This is a genomic window from Rhodococcus opacus (genome assembly GCF_012396235.1).
Taxonomy (GTDB): domain Bacteria; phylum Actinomycetota; class Actinomycetes; order Mycobacteriales; family Mycobacteriaceae; genus Rhodococcus_F; species Rhodococcus_F opacus.
Window position 1 is genome coordinate 132080 of record NZ_JAAXPA010000010.1, and the last position, 19200, is coordinate 151279.

Below are 19200 nucleotides of genomic sequence, written 5' to 3' on the forward strand. Positions count from 1 at the left end.
TTTCTCTAAAGCCACAGGAGGTGGGTGGGTGCTGGACACGACCAGGATGTTCACGCTGCGCGCGGTCGCCGAGCACGGATCGATCACCGCGGCAGCGTCGGCGCTCGGGTACACCACTTCGGCTGTCTCCCAACAAATCGCCAAGCTGGAGAAGGAGGCCGGGCAACCGCTCCTCGAGCGGCACGCGCGCGGCATCGTGTTGACCGAGGCGGGGCGGTCGGTGGTCAAGCACACCGAACGCATCCTGATCGAACTCGAGGCCGCCGATGCCGAACTCGCGGAGATCAAAGGGCTGCGTGCAGGTGTGCTGGCGCTCGGCACCTTCCCCACGGCTGGGTCGTCACTGCTGCCACTCGTGGTCAAGGAGTTCAAGACCCGGCACCCGGGGGTCGAGCTGAAGGTGCTCAGTGGCCGGTTCGCGTACTTGGTCGATGCGCTTCGCCGCCGGGAGACCGAACTGTCGTTGCTGTGGGACTACGAGTGGAACCGGGTCGATGACCCCACGCTGACGTACCACCACGTGATGAACGATCCGACCGTGCTGCTGGTGTCGGAACGGCACCGTCTGGCCGATCGCGACTCGATCCGGATCGCCGAATTGCGCGACGAATCGTGGGTGGTTCGCGCCGACGATCATCCGGTCGCGCAGACCCTCGAAAAACTCTGTCAGCAAGGTGGTTTCACGCCGCGCACGAGTGTCTTCGCGCACGACTACGGTGAGGTGCAGGCGATGGTGGCTGTCGAGCTCGGCGTGGCTATTGCTCCGCGACTGGCCGTACTCAACCTTCGGCCCGACGTCCGGTCGATTCCCCTCGCCACCCGTCCGCCGCAGCGCCGGATCCTGGTCGCGCATCTGACCGAGCGGCGGCTGAGCCCGGCCGCGCAGGAAGGGATCGCGGTGTGCACTGCCGCCGCCCACCAGTTGCAGGAGGGATTCGAAACCGGATAGGACCGGTCAGCTCCGGCAGATTCCGAACGCGTCGGCGAGGCGGGTGATCTTCTCGGCCCGACCGAGCCGGGGCGGGTCGCTGCCGTCGCGAACAACGCGGCCGCGGGCTTCGAAATCGGCGAGAAACTCCCGCGCCCAGGTCACGTCCGAGGGCGTGGGGCTGATCGACTCGTTGATTACCGGCAGTTGTTCGGTGTCCAGGCACAGCTTCCCGGTCAACCCGAGGGACACGGACACCGCCGACTGCTCACGCAGAACGGTGTGACTGTTGCTGACGGTGGGACCGTCGATCGGTCCGGGCAGGTTGCCGATTCGGCTGGCGACCACCAGTCTGGAGCGGGGATAGGCCATGGCGAGGTCGTCTGCGCTGGTGCCGGTGTCGCGGCGATAGTCGCCGCTGCCGAAGGCGAGTCGGAAGACGCCGCGGGCGCGGGCGATATCACCGGCCTGGTCGATTCCGAGGGCGGATTCGACCAACGCGAGTACCGGGGTGGCTGCGCCGAGTCGGTCGAAGGTTTCGGTGATATGTTCTGCGGCTTCGGTTTTCGCAAGCATCACGCCCGCCAGTCCGGGAAGCCCGGCGAGGCGATCGACGTCATCGCTCCAGTACGACGAGGACCGGTCGTTGATCCGCACCCAGGCCGAGGTGTTCTCGAGCCAGGCGGCGACCTCCTCCCGCGCGGTGGATTTGAGTTGGGGGTCGACGGCGTCCTCGATGTCGAGGACGATCTGGTCTGTGCAGGAGCGGTCGGCCTGGTCGAACAGGTCGGTTCGGGTGCCGTTGACCAGAAGCCAGGATCGGGCGATCCGCGTGTCGATCGGTCTGGGCGCGATCGCGATCTTCTCGGGCATCAGGATTCCTGTCGCATCGCGGGGGCGGGGCTGTGCGGAGTCCTCACCGCGCGGAGCCGACCAGTGCCGGAGCCGGCGCCGGGGCGGTGACGAACAGTTCCGCCGATGCGATACGGCGGGCCGCCCGGTGCAGGGTGACCGATTCGAGTACCCCGTCGAGGGAAACGGAGAGGTCGACATCGAGTACCCCGGCGGGTGTTCCCACCCGAAGCGATCCCGGCCACCGGACCTGTGTGTTGTCGGTGACGACACCTCCGGTCACGGTGGAGGCCGCGGCGACGGCGACCGCGGAGGTGAGCCCGATCGCCGGGTGCGGGGCGAGCATCGACAGCATCCGGACCGAGATGTCGTAGTCGTCACCGCGGATGTCGACGCCGGCGCTGGTGCGGTAGTCCGCCGGCGGACCCACGACACCGACTTTCGGAATCGCATGGGAGACGGGATCTCCCGGCTTGCTCAGTCCCATCCGCAACGACGCTTCCTGTCGCAGCCGGAGAAGCAACGGCAGGTGTTCGGCGATCGTCTGGTTGTCCTCCGCACCGGTCAGCCCGAGGTCGGCAGCGTTGAACAACGCAGCCGGGGCGCCGGCGACGACCATCGTGGCGCGGTACGTGTGGTCGGCAATCGAGATCTGATCGGCGGCGGCGCCGGTGGGCAGCAGTGTGGCCGCACCGGCGGCGAGACCGGTGAAGGTGAGCCCCACCGGGACACCCAACGCGCTGGTACCGGGCACGGCCGCGTCGCCTTCGGTGGGGATCATCCCGCCCGGAGTGGCGATCTGGGCGTCCAGGATCGCGCCGGTGTTCTGGTTCCGCATCCGCACGGTCGTCGTCGCGGAGTCCACCGGAACGAACCCGGACTGCAGCGCGTACAGCCCGATCGCCGTGGCGCAGTTTCCGCAGTTGCTGCCCCATTCGACCTGGCGGTCACCAATCGCGACCTGAGCGAACAGGTAGTCGACGTCGATTCCGGGCTCGCTGGAGCGGCGCACGATCGCCGCCTTCGATGTGGTCGAGCTGCCGCCGCCGACACCGTCGAGCTGACGCGGATCACCCGAGCCGAATGCCGACGTCAAGATGGCATCCAGGCCGCCGGCCTGAGCAATGAGCGGATCGACGTCGAATGCGTTGAACAGCCAGCACTTGCTGGTTCCCCCCCGCATCCAGGTTCCATGAAGTGTGAACACGGTCCGGCCCACCTTTCGGGTTCGAAGAGTTTGTGAGGCACCGCTGGAGGCTCTGATCGGATGGGGAGCGTGCTTCCCAGCGGTGTCCCACTGCCCACCCTGACCTACATCAGGGTGGAGAACAATGGCGAATAAATCGATGAGGGTTAACTTCAGTTAAACCCTCGCGGGTGTTGTCTGCGCGTCAGACCAGAGTCGGGACGGCCACCAGCACCAGCCAGCACAGGGCCGGCGCGATCGCGACCACGATGCCCGCGTTGAGGAGCAGTTGCCGGTAGAACCGGGGACGCTCGATGTTCTGGGCGTTGGCGAGGACGAGTGCGCCGTTGGTCGAGAACGGGGAGACGTCGACGACGGTGGCGGAGATGGCGAGTGCTGCCACGACTCCGACGACCGGCAGCGCCCCGGTCTGCAGCAGAGGAAGCGCGAGCGGGATGACGGCGGTGAGAAGCGCCGTCGACGATGCGAACGCCGAGGTGACGCCGATGACGTAGCAGAGGACGACGGCGACCAGCAGCGGTGCGCCGATGGTGATCGCCATCTCGGCGAGATGGTCGATCGTGCCGATCTCTTCCATGAGCGAGATGTAGGTGACCATGCCGGCGACGAGCAGGACCGTGGACCAGCTGATACCGGCGATGGCCTCACTCTGCTTGGACAGGTCGGTGAAGGCGAGGATCGCACCGGCCGCGATGGCGACGAAGCTGATCGGCATATGCAGGACCAGGACCAGCACCAACACCCCGGCGATCAGGACGAGCGTGAGTTTCTGGACCCCGGTGACCGGCTGCACATCGTGGTCGGTGCCGACCTCGGTGCGCGGCGTCCGGATGAGTACCTGGGTGCCGCCCCGGCCGGACGATCCGCCGGCCGGGATTCCACCGGGTCCCGCAGTGGGGGTGCGTAGTGCGCTCCCGACGCCGTCGGAGTCGATGCCGGCGCTGGAGCCGGTAGCGGTGAACTCGAGGTTCCGTACCCGGGCGAGGACGGCGTAGCCGACCACTGTGAGGACCGAGAGCAGCAGATTGATGCCGTAGCTGGCGAAGAACAGGGTCCAGGGCGCGATCGTCAGGCCGCTCGACTCGACGATGTCACGGACCAGCACACCCGAGACCGAGATCGGCGAGAACGCTCCGGCGTGCGCACCGTTGATCGTCATGATGCCCATCACCAGCGGACTCATCCGAGTCCGCGCGGCGAAGGACATCGCCGCCGGCGAGATCAAGGCAACGGCAGCCGGGCTGAACGTGCCCAGGGCTGTGAGCACCGAGGCGCAGAAGAAGAACACCCACGGGACGATCGTCACCCGTCCACGAACACCACGTATACAGGCATTGACGAGGAGGTCGATCGTCCCGTTCTTCTTCGCCATACCGAAGAAGTAAGTGACGCCGATGATCGTCAGCACGATCGAACTGGGGAACTCGGCGAGGATTTCCTTGTCGTCGTAGCCGAGGATGAAGGCGCCCACGACGAATGCGCCGATGAACCCCAAGATGCCGATGTTGATGGGGAAGAAGGTGGCTATCACGAACATTGCCACCAACGCGATCAGTGGCAGTATCTCGATGGAAGTCATGGGCGTACTTTCGGTTCGCTGCGGGGCGGATCGAACGGCTCCTGGGTGGCAGCCGGTCGCGACGGACGGACGTGAATAGAATTGGGAGACAATAGGCGTGGGGCGGGGGTTGTCTCTTCCGCCACCTCGCCGATGCCGGCCGGCGCGACGAGCAGTGAGCGCACTGCGTGATCGGCGGCGTCGTCGGGGCGATTCCGTGCCGTGATCCCGTGCGGGGGAGTACTCATCGTCTGCATGTCACATCCTTCACTTGATCATTACGCAGATCACACTATGAGCGGGTTATGTTTATGACAATGTCGTATTTCTACGCCGGGGTTTAGCAGGATTAAAGGCTTGTTGGAGGTATCGATGCGCAACTCGTTCGACGTGGTGACCCTGTTCCTGCTCCTCGACATCGACGAGGCCGGATCGCTCACCGGCGGCGCCGAACGCGCCAACGTCACGCCCTCCGCCGCGTCGCAGCGCATCGCCAAACTGGAACAGGAGATCCGGCAGCCGGTACTGACCCGCCTGCCTCGTGGCGTCCGGTTGACGGAAGCCGGCGAAATTCTCGTCACGCGCGCGCGGCTGTTCCGTCAGGAAATGCGTGCCGCCCACGGCGACCTGGAAGCTCTGCTGGGACTCGAGCGCGGCACCGTCCGACTCGGCTCCTTCCCCACCGTCAGCGCCTCACTGCTCTCGGACGCGCTGAAGAACTATCACGCCCACTGGCCGGGCATCGACGTGCGCGTCCAATCCGCGGTCCGCCCGCGACTACTGGAGATGCTCCATTCGAGCGAGGTCGAGATGGCGTTGCTCTGGAGTTACGACTGGACCGAGGAGACCGAGAAATCCCTCGCCCTCGTGCCGCTGATGGAGGACGAAACAGTCCTGCTCGTCCCGTTCGACGCGCCGTACGCCGACGATGTCACGGTGGCATCGCTGCGATCGGCGAAGTGGATCATCCGCAACGCCGACCACCCGGCGGCCGAAGTGCTTTACCGCAGCTGCGACACGGCCGGATTCACCCCGAACGTCGTCTACGAGGCCCATGACTACCAAGAGATCGAAGCGATGGTCGCAGCGGGAGTCGGCATCGCCATGGTCCCGCGGCTGGCCGTCGCACATCATCGCCCCGACGTCTACGCAGTCCGATTTCGTCCCACCGACCGGGTCCCGACACGCTCGATCTACATCGCCTCGCTCGCCCGCCGGCAGTACACCCCCGGCATGCACGCCGTCTCCCGCGCGCTGCACGACGCCGCCGACGCCATCGCCACACAGGCGTAGAACCGGCCTACCGCTGATCGACCACCCCTTCGGAACAAGGGGTGCGAACGCGGCGCTGGTGACCCGATGCCGTATGTATCGCTCATTCGCGCGGGGACGGTGCGATCGCGCGGGCAGGGTTCGAGGAACGCCCTGTCGGGGGCGGCGTCACGCCGGTCAGCGGCCGGTCCCTCGCAACTGAGCGGCATACGGATAAGACGCGCGCAATCAGGATAGCCGCCGCCTCCTTGGGTCACTAATGTCGTCGCTCACACTCGAAAGGAGATGTGATGCACAACGAAGTCGATGCCGTCATCGTCGGGTCCGGAATCAACGGACTCGTCGCCGCAGCCACGCTGGCTCGATCAGGCTGGAAAGTGGTGCTGCTGGAGAGCAATCCGGAGATCGGCGGCTTTGTTGGGAGCGGTGAGCGTACGGTGCCCGGCTACGTGCACGACACGTTCTCATCGTGGTATCCGCTGTTCGTGTCGGGCCCGGCGCACACGGCGCTCGGCGACGACCTGGCCCGTCACGGGCTGCGGTTCTGCAACACCGACGAGGCCGTGACCGCGAGCATTGCCGACAGCGGCCGTGTCACCCTGGCGTACCGCGATCCGGAGCTGACGGCAGCGGGCTTCGGCGACGAAGAAGACGGGAATACGTATCTGGAGGCGTTGCAACGGTTCGGCCGCAACGCACCGGTGATCGGCGGGATGATGGGCAGCGAAATCCGCAGCGCCGGAGTCGTTCCACTGCTGGCGCGTTTCTTCAGAACCAACGGACGGCGCGGCTCCGAGCAGTGGCTCCGAGACCTCGCTGCGTCGGGCCGCGCCTACTGTTCTCGGGAGTACGTCGGTCCCGAAGTGGATCACCTGTGGGTGCCGTGGCTACTGCACGCAGGTCTGTCGCCGGACAATGCCTCCGGCGGCTTCATGATTCCGGTGCTGGCGGCAACCGTCCACGGTTTCGGTCTGCCTGTGGTCGAGGGAGGCTCGGCACGACTGCTGGAGGCCTTTCGAGGACTACTCGACGAATTGGGCGTGCAGGTGCATACCGGATCCCGCGTCGACCGCATCATTGTCGAGGGGGGCCGTGCGACCGGTGTGGAGGCGGCAGGGCGGCGTTACCGGGCCCGGCGTGCGGTGCTGGCGTCGGTAACACCGACTGCCTTGTACGGGTCGCTGCTGCCTCCGGACGCCAGTCCTGCTCCGCTGCGTGCCCAGGCACGGCGGTACCGGTACGGGCGCGGTGAGATGCAGATCCACATCGCCTTGTCCGAACGACCCCAGTGGCGCGATGCCCGCCTCAACGAGGTTCCGCTGGTGCATATCTCGGATGGATCGGCGAGCACCGGCATTGCCCGTGCGGAAGCGGAAGCCGGTCTTCTTCCCAGGAAACCGACAGTCGTGGTCGGGCAACAATCCCTCTTGGATCCCTCGCGTGTTCCGGCCGGTGCCGCTTCGCTCTGGTTGCAACTGCAGGAGGTTCCGTACGAACCGCTCGGCGACGCCGCCGGCGAGCTGAACACCACGGACGGTTGGACCCCGGAACTGGCCAGGGCCTACGCCCAGCGGGTCATCGATCGCTTGGACGCGCACACCCATGGTCTGAAAATTCTCGGAACGGATGTGATCTCGCCGGCCGATCTCGCGGCATACAACGAGAATGCCGTCGGCGGGGACCCCTACGGCGGCAGTTCGGAGCTGGATCAGAGCTTTCTGTGGCGCCCACTGCCCGAAGCGGGGCGGCATCGCACCTGCGTGGACGGTCTCTGGCACATCGGTGCATCCACTCATCCCGGGGCCGGACTCGGCGCGGGTTCCGGCCACCTCGTTGCCACCAAACTTGCCGCGCAGCGGCACCGTAAATCCAATTAGGAGTTGACATGTCAGTAATCACCGACCTGCTCGCGTCCATCGCCGACGAACGCATCGAATTGATCGACCTCACCGCGCCACTGACCGACAAGACCCCGGTGCTGGCGTTGCCGGAACCGTTCAAGAACACCCTGCCCTTCCAGCTCGAGTTGATCAGCCGATTCGACGAGGACGGGCCGGGTTGGTACTGGAACAACATCCACACCGGCGAACACACCGGCACCCACCTCGATGCACCGAACCACTGGATCACCGGCAAGGACGGACTCGACGTGTCACAGGTGCCGTTGCGTTCACTGCTCGCCCCCGCGGTCGTCCTCGATGTCACCGACCGGGTGGCCGACAACCCGGACTTCCTCCTCGATGTCGCCGACATCGAAGAATGGCAACGCACGCACGGTGCACTCCCTGCCGGTGGGTGGCTCCTCTACCGCACCGGGTGGTCGAGCCGGTCGGAGAACAGCGACGACTTCCACAACGCCGACGAGACCGGACCGCACACGCCAGGATTCACCGCCGAGTGCGCACGCTGGCTCGCCGAAGAGACCGAGGTGGTCGGGGTGGGCGTGGAAACGGTCGGCACCGACGCCGGCCAGGCCACGGCACTGGACCCGGCGTTCCCCTGCCATCACCACCTGCTCGGCGCGGGCAAGTTGGGACTGACGCAGCTGCAGAATTTGGATCAGTTGCCGGCGACCGGGTTCGCGATCACGGTCCTGCCGCTGCCCATTGTCGGGGGATCGGGTAGTCCGGCCCGCGTGGTCGCCCTGGTCGAGAAGTAAGGAAAGAGAAAATGGCTGAACGTTCGTTCGCCGCCGAGGTCAAACAACTCCGCAACGGCGCCGGCACCACGTTGCACGTCGAGGGCATCCTCGCCGTCACCAAGGCGTTGCTGCAATCCGGTGTCGCCTATGTCGGCGGCTACCAGGGCGCACCGATCTCGCATCTGATGGATGTCCTCGGTGACGCGCACGAGATCCTCGACGAACTCGGCGTCTATTTCGAAAACAGCGCGTCGGAAGCGACGGCGGCGGCGATGCTGGCAGCTTCGGTGCACTATCCGCTGCGCGGCGCGGTGACCTTCAAGTCCACCGTCGGCTTGAATGTTGCCTCGGACGCGCTTGCGAACCTGGCCAGTGGCGGCGTCACCGGCGGCGCGCTCGTCATCCTCGGCGAGGACTACGGCGAGGGCTCGAGCATCATGCAGGAGCGCTCCCACGCGTTCGCGATGAAGTCGCAGATGTGGCTGCTCGATCCCCGGCCCAATGTCTCGGCGATCGTCGACGCGGTCGAGGTCGGCTTCGAGCTGTCCGAGGCGAGCAACACCCCGGTGATGCTGGATCTGCGGCTCCGCTCGTGTCACCTGCACGGGGCCTTCGAGGCCAAGGACAACAAACGCCCGCCGATGACGGTCACCGATGCCCTCGAAAATCCGCTGCGCGACATCGACCGGATCGTGCTCCCGCCGGCCAGCTTCCTGCACGAGAAGGAGAAGATCCACGACCGGTGGCCGGCGGCGGTCAAGTTCATCAAGGACCGCGGCCTCAACGAGGTCTTCGGGAACGACAAAGCCGACATCGGCATCATCGTGCAGGGCGGTCTGTACAACACGCTGAACCGATCGATGGAGCTGCTCGGCTGTTCCGACGCATTCGGACGCACCCAGGTACCGACGTACGTCATGAACGTGACCTACCCGGTCGTCGACGACGAGATCATCGAGTTCTGCCAGGGCAAACGCGCCGTCCTCCTCCTGGAGGAGGGCCAGCCGGACTACATCGAGCAGAACCTGAACGCGATCCTGCGGCGGGCGGACATTGCCACCGCACTGCACGGCAAGGACATGCTGACACTCGCCGGCGAATACACCTCGACGGTCGTCACCCGCGGTGTCAACGAGTTCCTCCAGCGGTACCTCCCGGACGTCGTCGCACACCAGCCCGCCCTGCTGCGGGACCCCGACGACCCGACGAGCCCCACAGCCCCCCGCGTCTCGTCCGAGGTCATCTCGCCGCGCCCGCCGGGACTGTGCACCGGATGCCCCGAACGCCCGATCTTCAGCGGCCTCAAACTCGCCGAGCGGGAGACCGGCAAACACCACGTCAGCGCCGACATCGGCTGCCACCTCTTCGCCGTCAACGCACCGTTCGACCTCGGCGCCACGACGATGGGATACGGCCTCGGATCGGCAGGCGCCTCCGCACTGAACTCCAAGGACACCGACCGGCGCAGCATCGCGATCATGGGCGACGGCGGATTCTGGCACAACGGCCTCACCAGCGGCGTCGGCAACGCTGTCTTCAACAAGAGCGATCAGGTCCACCTCATCGTCGACAACGCCTACGCCGCCGCGACCGGCGGCCAGGACGTGCTGTCCTCCCAGGCAGACCTCCCCACCCGGTCGACCCAGCACCCGATCGAGAAGGCCGTCCGCGGTATCGGCGTCAAATGGGCGCGCACGATCAAGAACACCTACGACGTCGGCAAGGTGCGCGACACGTTTGTCGAGGCACTCACCACCGCCGAGGCCGGGCCCAAGGTGCTCGTCATGCAAAGCGAGTGCCAGCTCAACGCCCAGCGCCGCGTCAAACGCGACCGGACCACAGCGCTCGCGGCCGGCAAGCGGGTGGTGCGCGAGCGGTTCGGGGTGGATCCCGAGACCTGTACCGGCGACCACGCCTGCATCCGGATCTCCGGCTGCCCGTCGTTGACGATCGCACCCAACCCGGATCCGATGCGAACCGACCCGATCGCCGAGGTCCTCGACAGCTGCGTCGGCTGCGGAGTGTGCGGGGCGAATGCACACGCCGCGGTTCTGTGCCCGTCGTTCTATCGCACCGACGTCGTCGACAACCCCACCCGACGCGAACAGCTCCTCGCCGGCGTCCGCTCGTGGTGGATCAAGATCGCATCCCGCGGCCTCGAGCGCCGCGCCGCACAATTCGAGGCTGCATGATGTCCAACTGGTACAACGGTCAACGTCCGATCACTCTGGCGATCGTCGCCCTCGGCGGCGAAGGCGGCGGCGTGCTCGCCGACTGGATCGTCGCCGTCGCCGAGAACGCCGGCCACTACGCGCAGAACACCTCCGTCGCCGGCGTCGCCCAGCGCACCGGGGCGACGGTCTACTACGTCGAGATCTTCCCACCTGGCGATGAACCTCCGTCCTCGGCGACCGACGCCCGGATCGAGCCGGTCCTCAGCGTGTTCCCGAGCCCCGGCGAGGTCGACGTCCTCATCGCCTCCGAACTGATGGAATGTGGCCGAGCTGTCCAGCGCGGATTCGTCACCCCCGATCGAACGACACTGATCACCTCCACCAATCGGGTGTACTCCATCGACGAAAAGATGGCCCTCGGCGACGGTCGCGCCGACAGCTCCGAACTCGTCGCGGCGGCCCAGCGGGCCTCGAAGCGACTGATCGCCGCCGACTTCATGGAAATGGCAGAACAGAGCCGCAGCGTCATCAGCGCCGCGTTGTTCGGTGCGCTCGCCGGCTCCGGGGCCCTTCCGTTCAGCAGGGACCAGTTCGAGGCCCCGATTCACGCCTTCGGGAAGGGCGTGGAATCCTCGCTGAAGGCCTTCTCCGCGGGCTTTGACGCTGCCGCGCAGCAGCTGAAACCACGTCCGCGAAAGTCGAATCCGATTCCTATTTCGATCGGACCGCGCCCGGTGACACCGGAGGACCGCAAGGCCGAGGAGGAAGCGCGGCGCACAACGGTCGCGGCGACAGATCCCTCCGCTCTGGTCGGCTCCGCGCTCAAGCCGCTCGCCGCGCGTGTCCTGGATCTCCCTAGCGCGGCGCGGTCGATGATTCTGCACGGTCTGGTCCGCACCGCGGTGTACCAGAATCTGGACTACGCCGAGCGGTACCTGTCCCGGGTGACGCGCTTTGCCGAGGTCGACCCGGACGCCGCGGGAGCGGCCCGGTTGACCGTCGAGGCGGCCCGCCACATCGGGCTGTGGATGTGCTACCAGGACACGATCCAGGTGGCAATGCAGAAGACCCGACAGGGGCGGATGGACCGAATCCGCAAGGAAGCGCGGGCGGAACGGCACCAACTGATGCAGGTTCGTGAGTATCTCCACCCACAGATCGACGAGATCACCGACACGATGCCCTCCAGGCTGGGGGCCCGCATGCACCGTTCGAAGTGGTTCCAGCGTCTGGTCGGCGCGATCACCCACAAGGGGATGATCCTGAACACGAGTTCGGTGACCGGTTACACGATGCTGAGCACGATGGCGCGAATGCGTCCCCTCCGCCCGCGCTCACTGCGGTTCGTCCGGGAGCAGGCGGCGATCGAGGAGTGGATCGAACAGGCTCTCCGGGCTGCAGCAACCGATGCCGACCTCGGACGTGAGATCGTCGAGTGCCAGCGTGTCCTCAAGGGTTACGGTGCCACCTACGAGCACGGCGGCGACAGTTTCGGCAAGTTGATGTCCGCGGCCCACGCACTGGTCGGCTCACCCGGCGCGGTCACTTCGCTGGCAGGGCTTCGTGATGCCGCGCTCGCCGACGAAGACGGAGCCCGACTGGACGCCAAACTGGCCGCAATGGAGCTGGGGGACAGCCTTGTCAAGGCCCTGGAGACAACTTCGAAGTGATGTGCTCGACCCAGACTGATTCCTGTGCAATAACGTTCGCTCACTCTGTGGTGTACCGGCCACCCATGTGAAAAGTCTCTTACGACAGATGGTGTGGCGTTCCCGTGTGAAGGCGCGGTGCCCAGAAGAGCGATGCCGAGGTGGGGCGCACGAGGGCGTATCCCATGGATTTGCGTGGAGGCTCGCGACCCTCTCGGCCGCGGGTAGTGGTCAGGGCTGGTGAATGATCCGCATTGCGTGTTCTCGGGCGGGTCCGCTGAGGGCGGCGTTCAGTTCGTCGAAGAGCCGGCCGGCGGTGACACCGTTCCATCCAGGTGGAAGTAGGGGAAGGGGGAGGCCGGGGTCGAGGTACGGTAGCCGCCGCCACTCGGTGAGCATGGGCACGTATTCGGCGAAAGCGTCTTGGGGGGTGAGTGTTCCTGCCGTCGACCGTTCGAGTACCGGACGATACTTGTCGAGGAACGCGGCGTAGAGGGTGGTGAGTGCGTCGAGATCCCACCAGGTGCGGACCTTCGTGCGGAGGTCGCCGAAGCCGAGGTGTTCCGCGCTGTACATGTCGACGTATTCGCTGAGTCCCCGGCGTTCCAGCGTTTCCCTGGTCTCGCGTACGAGGCTTCCCGGCGCGATCCACACCCCTGGCGCGGTGGTGCCGAAGCCGAGACGGGTCAGGAATGTTCGGAGAACGTGCCGTTTGTCCCGTTCGGATTCGGGGATGGAGAAGACCACCATCAGCCAGCCGTCTTCGATCTCGGCGCGCTTGCGATCAAAGATCCTGACATCGCCCTCGGCGAGAGCATCCAGAGTCGGCTTGGACAGCGAATAGCCTGCGGAGCCGTCGTGACGATGGGCTTCCAGCGTTTCGCGCCGTTTGAGCCGGGAAATCGACGAGCGAACCGCGGATCCGTCCACACCGAGATGAGACATGAGTCGGACGACGGAAGCGACCGACAACCAGTTCGACTCGGCCCGCGCGTAGAGGCCGAAGATCGTCACGATCAACTCGCGCGGTTGCAGCTCGCTTGATCGTTCGATCGCGAAGTCATCGGCAAAAGTCCCCGTCGTCATGGATACACCATAACCGTTGCCACGGCCACGGTGCGTCAGATAGCCCGCGGGCAGGGAACTGTATTTCGTATCATTGACGGGCGTAACAAGAAGTGCATACGATTGGGCCCTTCATATCTATAGTGGAAGGTCAACTATGACGCTGTCTCCGTCGGCGCACTTGGACTCGTTCTGCCGCGACAACCTCCCGCCGGAGAACCTGTGGCCGAACTTCGATTTCACCCTCCCGGAGTTGCGGTATCCGGACCGCCTGAACTGCGCATCCCCGCTTCTCGACGACCAGGTCGCGGCGCTGGGCGGCGGTCGCCCGGCGCTGCTCTCGTCGTCCGAAAGCTGGACGTACGGGGAGCTTTTGCACCGCGCCAACCAGATCGCCCAGATACTCACCGAAGACTTCGGACTGGTGCCGGGCAACCGCGTTCTGCTCCGCGGGCCGAACAACCCCTGGATGGTGGCCTGCTGGTTCGGGGTGGTCAAGGCCGGCGGTGTCGCCGTGACGACCATGCCGCAGCTCCGCAGCGGTGAACTGAGCAAGATCATCGATCTCACCACACCATCACTCGCGCTGTGCGATCACCGGTTCGCTGCCGATCTGATCGAGACCGACCAGATCGCGGCGCTGCTCTACGGTGGCACCGAACCCACCGACCTCATCGCCCGCACATCCGCCAAGTCCGGGGAATTCACCAACGTCGCCACCGCGGCGGACGATGTCGTTCTACTGGCCACCACGTCCGGAACCACCGGTACTCCGAAAGCGACGATGCACTTTCACCGCGACATCCTTGCCGTTGCGGACACCTTCTCGGCACGGGTTCTCCGGCCGAATCAATCGGATGTCTTCACGGGTACGCCGCCATTGGCATTCACCTTCGGGCTGTGCGGTCTGGTGGTCTTCCCCCTGCGGGTGGGGGCCGCGACGTTGCTGCTCGAGAAGGCAACTCCGAGGGAGCTGGCCGATGCGGTACGAGAACACGCAGTATCGGTACTGTTCACCGCCCCGACCGCGTACCGGGCAATTCTCCGCGAGAACAAGGCGCAGAGCCTCGCCTCGGTTCGCCGCTGCGTGTCTGCAGGAGAGCATTTGCCCGAAGCGGTGTGGGAAGAGTTCTACGAGGAGACCGGAACGCGCATCATCAACGGCATCGGTGCCACCGAAATGCTGCATGTCTTCATCGCGGCCAGCGACGATGACATCCGATCGGGGGCAACCGGGAAGGCCGTACCTGGTTATACGGCAGCGGTACTCGACGACGATGGTCACCCCGTTCCCGACGGCACACCGGGACGGTTGGCGGTGACCGGTCCGACAGGCTGCCGGTATCTTGCCGACGACCGCCAGCGCCAGTACGTCCAGAACGGATGGAACATCACCGGCGACACGTATATTCGCGATTCCGACGGCTACTTCTGGTACCAGTCACGCAGTGACGACATGATCGTCTCGTCCGGCTACAACATCGCCGGCCCGGAGGTCGAGGAAGCGCTGGGCCGGCACCCCGATGTCAAGGAATGCGCGGTCGTGGGCCTGCCCGACCCCGATCGGGGAATGATCGTCCACGCGGCAGTCGTTCTGATCTCGGACGCTGTCGGCAGCGACACCAAGGTCCGCGAACTCCAGGACTTCGTCAAAAACGAGTTGGCACCGTACAAGTACCCTCGCAGTATCGAATTCCTCGCCGAGTTGCCGCGCACCCCGAACGGCAAGATTCAGCGTTATCGGCTACGGGAATCCCGACAGGCACTGCGCTAGCCGCGCGCCCGCCCACAGCCGCCTGGTGGTGCTGGTTGCTTGGGCGGGTCGATCCGACATCGAGGGGCAACCGACCCCGGCGGTCGGATACCTCTCGCCCAGTGCTCCCGCAGCTTTCAGGAACTTTCCAGTCGGCAAATGCTCGGCAGGATCGAAAGTGAGCGCAATCTGCACAGTCGACGCGTCCAGCGGATAGATCACTGACCGGAATGTTCCTAGTGTTGCAGATCACATCGTGACGAAGTCAGGAGATTTGCACATGAGCGACTATCTCGGCATCGGCGGCAAGACCGCCATCATCACCGGCGGTGCCACCAAGATCGGGCGCGGCGTCGTCGACCGCCTCCACGAAAACGGTGTCAACGTCGTTGTCGCCGACATCGATCGGGACGGTGGCAAGCAGGCGGTCGACGGCAAGGACCACGCTCTGTTCAGCGAAACCGACATCACTGACGACGACGCGATCAATACGTGCGTGGCCGCTGCACTCGAGTCGTTCGGGGCCATCGACATTCTGGTGAATCTGGCCTGCACCTACATCGACGACGGCGCCGAGTCCAGCCGGGCGCAGTGGTCAACGGCACTGGACGTGAACCTGGTGAGCGCCGCTATGTTCGCCAAAGCGGTGCGCCCGCACATGGCAGCACAGGGCGGCGGTGCCATCGTGAACTTCGGTTCCATCTCCTCGAAGGTCGCACAAACCGGACGGTGGCTGTATCCCGTCTCCAAGGCCGCGGTCGTGCAACTGACACGAAACATGGCGATGGACCTCGCCGGGGACAACATCCGCGTCAACTCGGTGAGCCCGGGCTGGATCTGGTCGAAGGTGATGGACGAGCTCTCGGGATCGGACCGAGCCAAAACCGACCGGGTAGCCGGAAAATTCCACCTCGCCGGCCGAGTCGGAGACCCCACCGAGGTCGGCGACATCATCGCTTACCTGTGTTCGCCGCGCGCCGCATTCGTCACCGGAGCCGACTGGGCCATCGACGGAGGCTATTCCGCGATGGGGCCTGAACAATCCTCCCCGGCAATCCCGCTGCTCGCCCAATAACTTCGACCGAAGGATCCTCTCCCCATGCGCAAGATCACCATCGTTGGAGCCGGACAAGCCGGACTTCAGCTCGCCATAGGACTCGTCGACGCCGGATACGACGTGACCGTCGTGTCCAACCGAACTCCGGAGCAGATCCGTGAGGGCAAGGTCATGTCCAGCCAGTGCATGTTCGGCGGGGCCCTCGCACGTGAGCGCGCCGTCGGACTGGACCTCTGGAGCGATGAATGCCCATCAGTCGAGGGCATCTCGTTCACCGTCGCCGACAACGGAAACCAGGCGTTCTCCTGGGCATCGCGCCTCGACCTCCCCGCCCAGTCGGTCGATCAGCGCGTGAAAATGCCCGCGTGGCTCAAGGAATTCGAATCACGCGGCGGCACGCTGGTACTCCAGGATGCCGGGATCGGCGACCTCGAAGAGTTCGCTGTCGACTCCGATCTGGTCATCCTCGCCGCAGGCAAGGGCGAGATCGCGAAGATGTTCGAGCGCGACACCACGCGGTCCGTCTTCGATCGCCCCCAGCGCGCCCTCGCGCTGACCTACGTCAACGGGATGCTGCCACGTGAGGAACATTCCGCGGTGGCATTCAACATGATTCCCGGTGTCGGTGAATATTTTGCGTTTCCCGCGCTCACCACCAGCGGGCCCTGCGAGATCATGGTGATGGAGGGCATTCCGGGCGGGCCGATGGACTGCTGGGCGGACGTGACGACTCCCGAAGAGCATCTGGCAAAGACCAAGTGGGTCGTCGAGACGTTTGTCCCCTGGGAGGCCGGGCGCTGCGCCGACATCACCCTCACCGATGACAACGGGATCCTCGCCGGACGGTTCCCACCCACCGTTCGCAAGCCGATCGGAGTCCTGCCCTCGGGGGCGAATATCCTCGGACTGGCCGACGTGGTGGTCCTCAACGATCCGATCACCGGCCAGGGCTCGAACAACGCCAGCAAGTGCGCGGCCTCCTACCTCGCCAGCATCCTCGAGCACGGGGACCGGCCCTTCGACGCCGCATTCATGACCGCCACCTTCGAACGGTACTGGGACTACGCACAATACGTCGCGACCTGGACGAACGCACTGCTCACCCCGCCGCCGGAGCATGTGCTGAACCTGCTCGGCGCCGCCGCCGCCGAGCCGCGCATTGCTCGTCGGTTTGCCAACGGCTTCGACGATCCGCGTGACTTCTTCCACTGGTTCATGACACCAGAAGCCGCCGAACAGTACCTCACCGACGTCGCGAACTAACCGTCGCCCGAATCATCGATTGGAGCCGTCAGTCATGCGCAGCATCGCTATCGTCGGAGCCGGACAATCGGGGGCACTGCTAGCCCTCGCCCTACTCAAACGTGACTTCGAGGTCACCCTGGTGACCGACCGAACGCCCGACGAGGTCCGGGTCGGTCCCGTCATGTCCAGCCAGTGCATGTTCGACTCGGCACTGCAGATCGAGCGGGATCTCGGGCTCGACCGCTGGGAGGAGCGGTGCCCGCGCATCGACACGATGGCGTTGACTGTGGCGAAAACGCACAGCAGCAACGAGATCGCCGTGACAACCCCCTTGATCGGCTTCGCGCAATCGGTCGATCAGCGAGTCAAATGCGCGGACTGGGTCGACGAGTTCACAGAACTCGGTGGCAATCTGATCATCAAGGCGGCGAGCCCCATGGACATCGAAAACCTCGCCCAGAGCCACGACCTCGTCATCATCTCCAGCGGCAAGGGCGACCTCGGTCGACTCTTCCCTCCGGATCCGGTGAAATCGCCCTACAACCGACCGCAGCGGGCCCTGGCCTTGGCCTACGTGAACGGTCTCGCGCCGCACCCCGACGGCGCGGACCTCTCACTGAACATCGTCCCCGCGGTCGGCGAGTACTTCGTCCTGCCGGCGCTGACCACCACCGGGCCCTGTCATGTGATGGTGTTCGAAGGCGTCCCCGGTGGACCGATGGATTGTTGGGACGATGTCCACACCCCGCGAGAACATCTCGAGCGCGCCAAGGAAGTGCTGGCCGAGCACTTCCCGGCAGAGTTCGCCAGGACTGGTGACATCTCTCTGACCGACGAAGCCGGGGTACTGCGCGGCCGCCTGACGCCGACGGTCCGCCGCCCGGTGGCCGAACTCGCATCGGGCAGCGTCGTGTTGGGCATGGCGGACGCGGTGGTCCTCAACGATCCGCTTACCGGTCAGGGCAGCAACAATGCTGCCCAAGCCGTCGCCGTGTACCTCGATGCGATCGTGGATCGGGATGACCGGCCATTCGACGCGCAATGGATGCAACGCACCTTCGACAAGTTCTGGCGCGGATGGGCTCAGTGGGCCGTGTCGTGGACCAACGACCTGCTCCGTGGACCATCCGATCCGGTCCTCGGCTTGTTCGCGGCGGCGCAGGACTCGCCGACCCTGGCGTCGGCTATCGCAACCGGGTTCGATGATCCACGCACCGTGCACAATTGGTGGTTCGACGACGCCGAATCGCAGCGTGTGATCGAGACCGCCCGGGCCGCCGAGCAGGCCCAGTTCGATCCCCGTGATCTACGGCGTGCCCTCGGCCAATACGCTACGGGGGTCACCGTGATCACCGCGCGGGCCCCAGATGGTCGGAAGATCGGTGTCACAGCGAACTCGTTCACCTCGGTGTCCATGGATCCGCCGCTCGTGTCGTGGTGCCCGGCGAGTAAGGCGCCGAGCCTCCCCGACCTCACGGCGGCGACCCATTTCGCCGTCAACGTCCTGGCGGCCAACCAACACGACCTGTCCCGGCAATTCTCGACGCCGGCCGAGGACAAGTTCGCGGGTGTGGCGACCACCGAAGGAATCGCCGGCGTTCCGCTGATCGATGACGCCATCGCGCATTTCCAGTGCCGCACAGTCCAACGAGTAAAGGCCGGCGACCACATCATCTTCCTCGGCGAGATCGAACAATACGATGCCGACCCCGGCGAGCCACTGGTCTTCCACTCGGGGTCCTACCGCCTGGTGACCAAGCATCCCGACTTCTGAACGCAGCCGTTCCGCAGTTTCTCCA

Annotated in this window: 14 protein-coding genes; 10 read left to right on the forward strand and 4 right to left on the reverse strand. The window is 65.4% G+C overall.

The window, feature by feature from the left end; all coding sequences use genetic code 11:
• Nucleotides 1-28: 28 nt before the first annotated feature.
• Entirely contained in the window at nt 29-949 is a 921-nt protein-coding gene (locus HGB39_RS15875) for a LysR family transcriptional regulator (protein ID WP_005262520.1), read from the forward strand.
• A gap of 6 nt (nt 950-955) precedes the next feature.
• Here HGB39_RS15875 and HGB39_RS15880 read toward each other — a convergent pair whose 3' ends face one another.
• The 3 genes from HGB39_RS15880 to HGB39_RS15890 form a co-directional block, all read right to left on the reverse strand.
• Complete coding sequence (locus tag HGB39_RS15880) at nt 956-1801, reverse strand: HpcH/HpaI aldolase/citrate lyase family protein (RefSeq protein ID WP_005568867.1); 846 nt, start codon at nt 1799-1801, stop codon at nt 956-958.
• 43 nt (nt 1802-1844) lie between these two features.
• On the reverse strand, nt 1845-2963 hold the full coding sequence (locus HGB39_RS15885) for a PrpF domain-containing protein (RefSeq protein ID WP_081276498.1): 1119 nt from the start codon (nt 2961-2963) through the stop codon (nt 1845-1847).
• Between the two features lie 208 nt (nt 2964-3171).
• Nucleotides 3172-4566 carry an SLC13 family permease gene (locus HGB39_RS15890; protein ID WP_005568869.1) on the reverse strand — a complete coding sequence of 465 codons (1395 nt, stop codon included), beginning with the start codon at nt 4564-4566 and terminating at the stop codon, nt 3172-3174.
• Nucleotides 4567-4917: 351 nt separating this feature from the next.
• Between HGB39_RS15890 and HGB39_RS15895 the strand changes: the two genes are divergently transcribed.
• From HGB39_RS15895 to HGB39_RS15915, 5 genes are all read left to right on the forward strand, one after another.
• Nucleotides 4918-5838, forward strand: a complete 921-nt coding sequence (locus HGB39_RS15895) for a LysR family transcriptional regulator (RefSeq protein WP_005568870.1) — start codon at nt 4918-4920, stop codon at nt 5836-5838.
• Nucleotides 5839-6107: 269 nt separating this feature from the next.
• Entirely contained in the window at nt 6108-7694 is a 1587-nt protein-coding gene (locus tag HGB39_RS15900) for a phytoene desaturase family protein (RefSeq protein ID WP_005568871.1), read from the forward strand.
• Nucleotides 7695-7702: 8 nt separating this feature from the next.
• Nucleotides 7703-8476 carry a cyclase family protein gene (locus tag HGB39_RS15905; protein WP_005568872.1) on the forward strand — a complete coding sequence of 258 codons (774 nt, stop codon included), beginning with the start codon at nt 7703-7705 and terminating at the stop codon, nt 8474-8476.
• A gap of 11 nt (nt 8477-8487) precedes the next feature.
• The gene (locus HGB39_RS15910; protein WP_005568874.1) at nt 8488-10650 is read left to right on the forward strand and encodes a thiamine pyrophosphate-dependent enzyme; all 2163 of its coding nucleotides are present in this window, start codon (nt 8488-8490) and stop codon (nt 10648-10650) included.
• Nucleotides 10647-12302, forward strand: coding sequence for an indolepyruvate oxidoreductase subunit beta family protein (locus tag HGB39_RS15915; protein WP_005568876.1), 1656 nt, complete (start codon nt 10647-10649; stop codon nt 12300-12302). Before HGB39_RS15910 ends, HGB39_RS15915 begins: the two co-directional genes overlap by 4 nt.
• A 210-nt stretch (nt 12303-12512) precedes the next feature.
• On the opposite strand, the gene HGB39_RS15920 is transcribed toward HGB39_RS15915, so the two are convergent.
• Nucleotides 12513-13367, reverse strand: coding sequence for a PaaX family transcriptional regulator (locus tag HGB39_RS15920; protein ID WP_005568877.1), 855 nt, complete (start codon nt 13365-13367; stop codon nt 12513-12515).
• A 136-nt stretch (nt 13368-13503) separates the two neighbouring features.
• Here HGB39_RS15920 and HGB39_RS15925 point away from each other — a divergent pair, with 136 nt between their 5' ends.
• From HGB39_RS15925 to HGB39_RS15940, 4 genes are all read left to right on the forward strand, one after another.
• The gene (locus HGB39_RS15925) at nt 13504-15120 is read left to right on the forward strand and encodes an AMP-binding protein (protein WP_005568878.1); all 1617 of its coding nucleotides are present in this window, start codon (nt 13504-13506) and stop codon (nt 15118-15120) included.
• A 259-nt stretch (nt 15121-15379) separates the two neighbouring features.
• Entirely contained in the window at nt 15380-16174 is a 795-nt protein-coding gene (locus HGB39_RS15930; protein WP_005568879.1) for an SDR family oxidoreductase, read from the forward strand.
• A 24-nt stretch (nt 16175-16198) separates the two neighbouring features.
• On the forward strand, nt 16199-17419 hold the full coding sequence (locus tag HGB39_RS15935) for a styrene monooxygenase/indole monooxygenase family protein (protein WP_005568880.1): 1221 nt from the start codon (nt 16199-16201) through the stop codon (nt 17417-17419).
• 34 nt (nt 17420-17453) lie between these two features.
• The gene (locus tag HGB39_RS15940) at nt 17454-19175 is read left to right on the forward strand and encodes a styrene monooxygenase/indole monooxygenase family protein (RefSeq protein WP_005568881.1); all 1722 of its coding nucleotides are present in this window, start codon (nt 17454-17456) and stop codon (nt 19173-19175) included.
• Nucleotides 19176-19200: the final 25 nt, after the last annotated feature.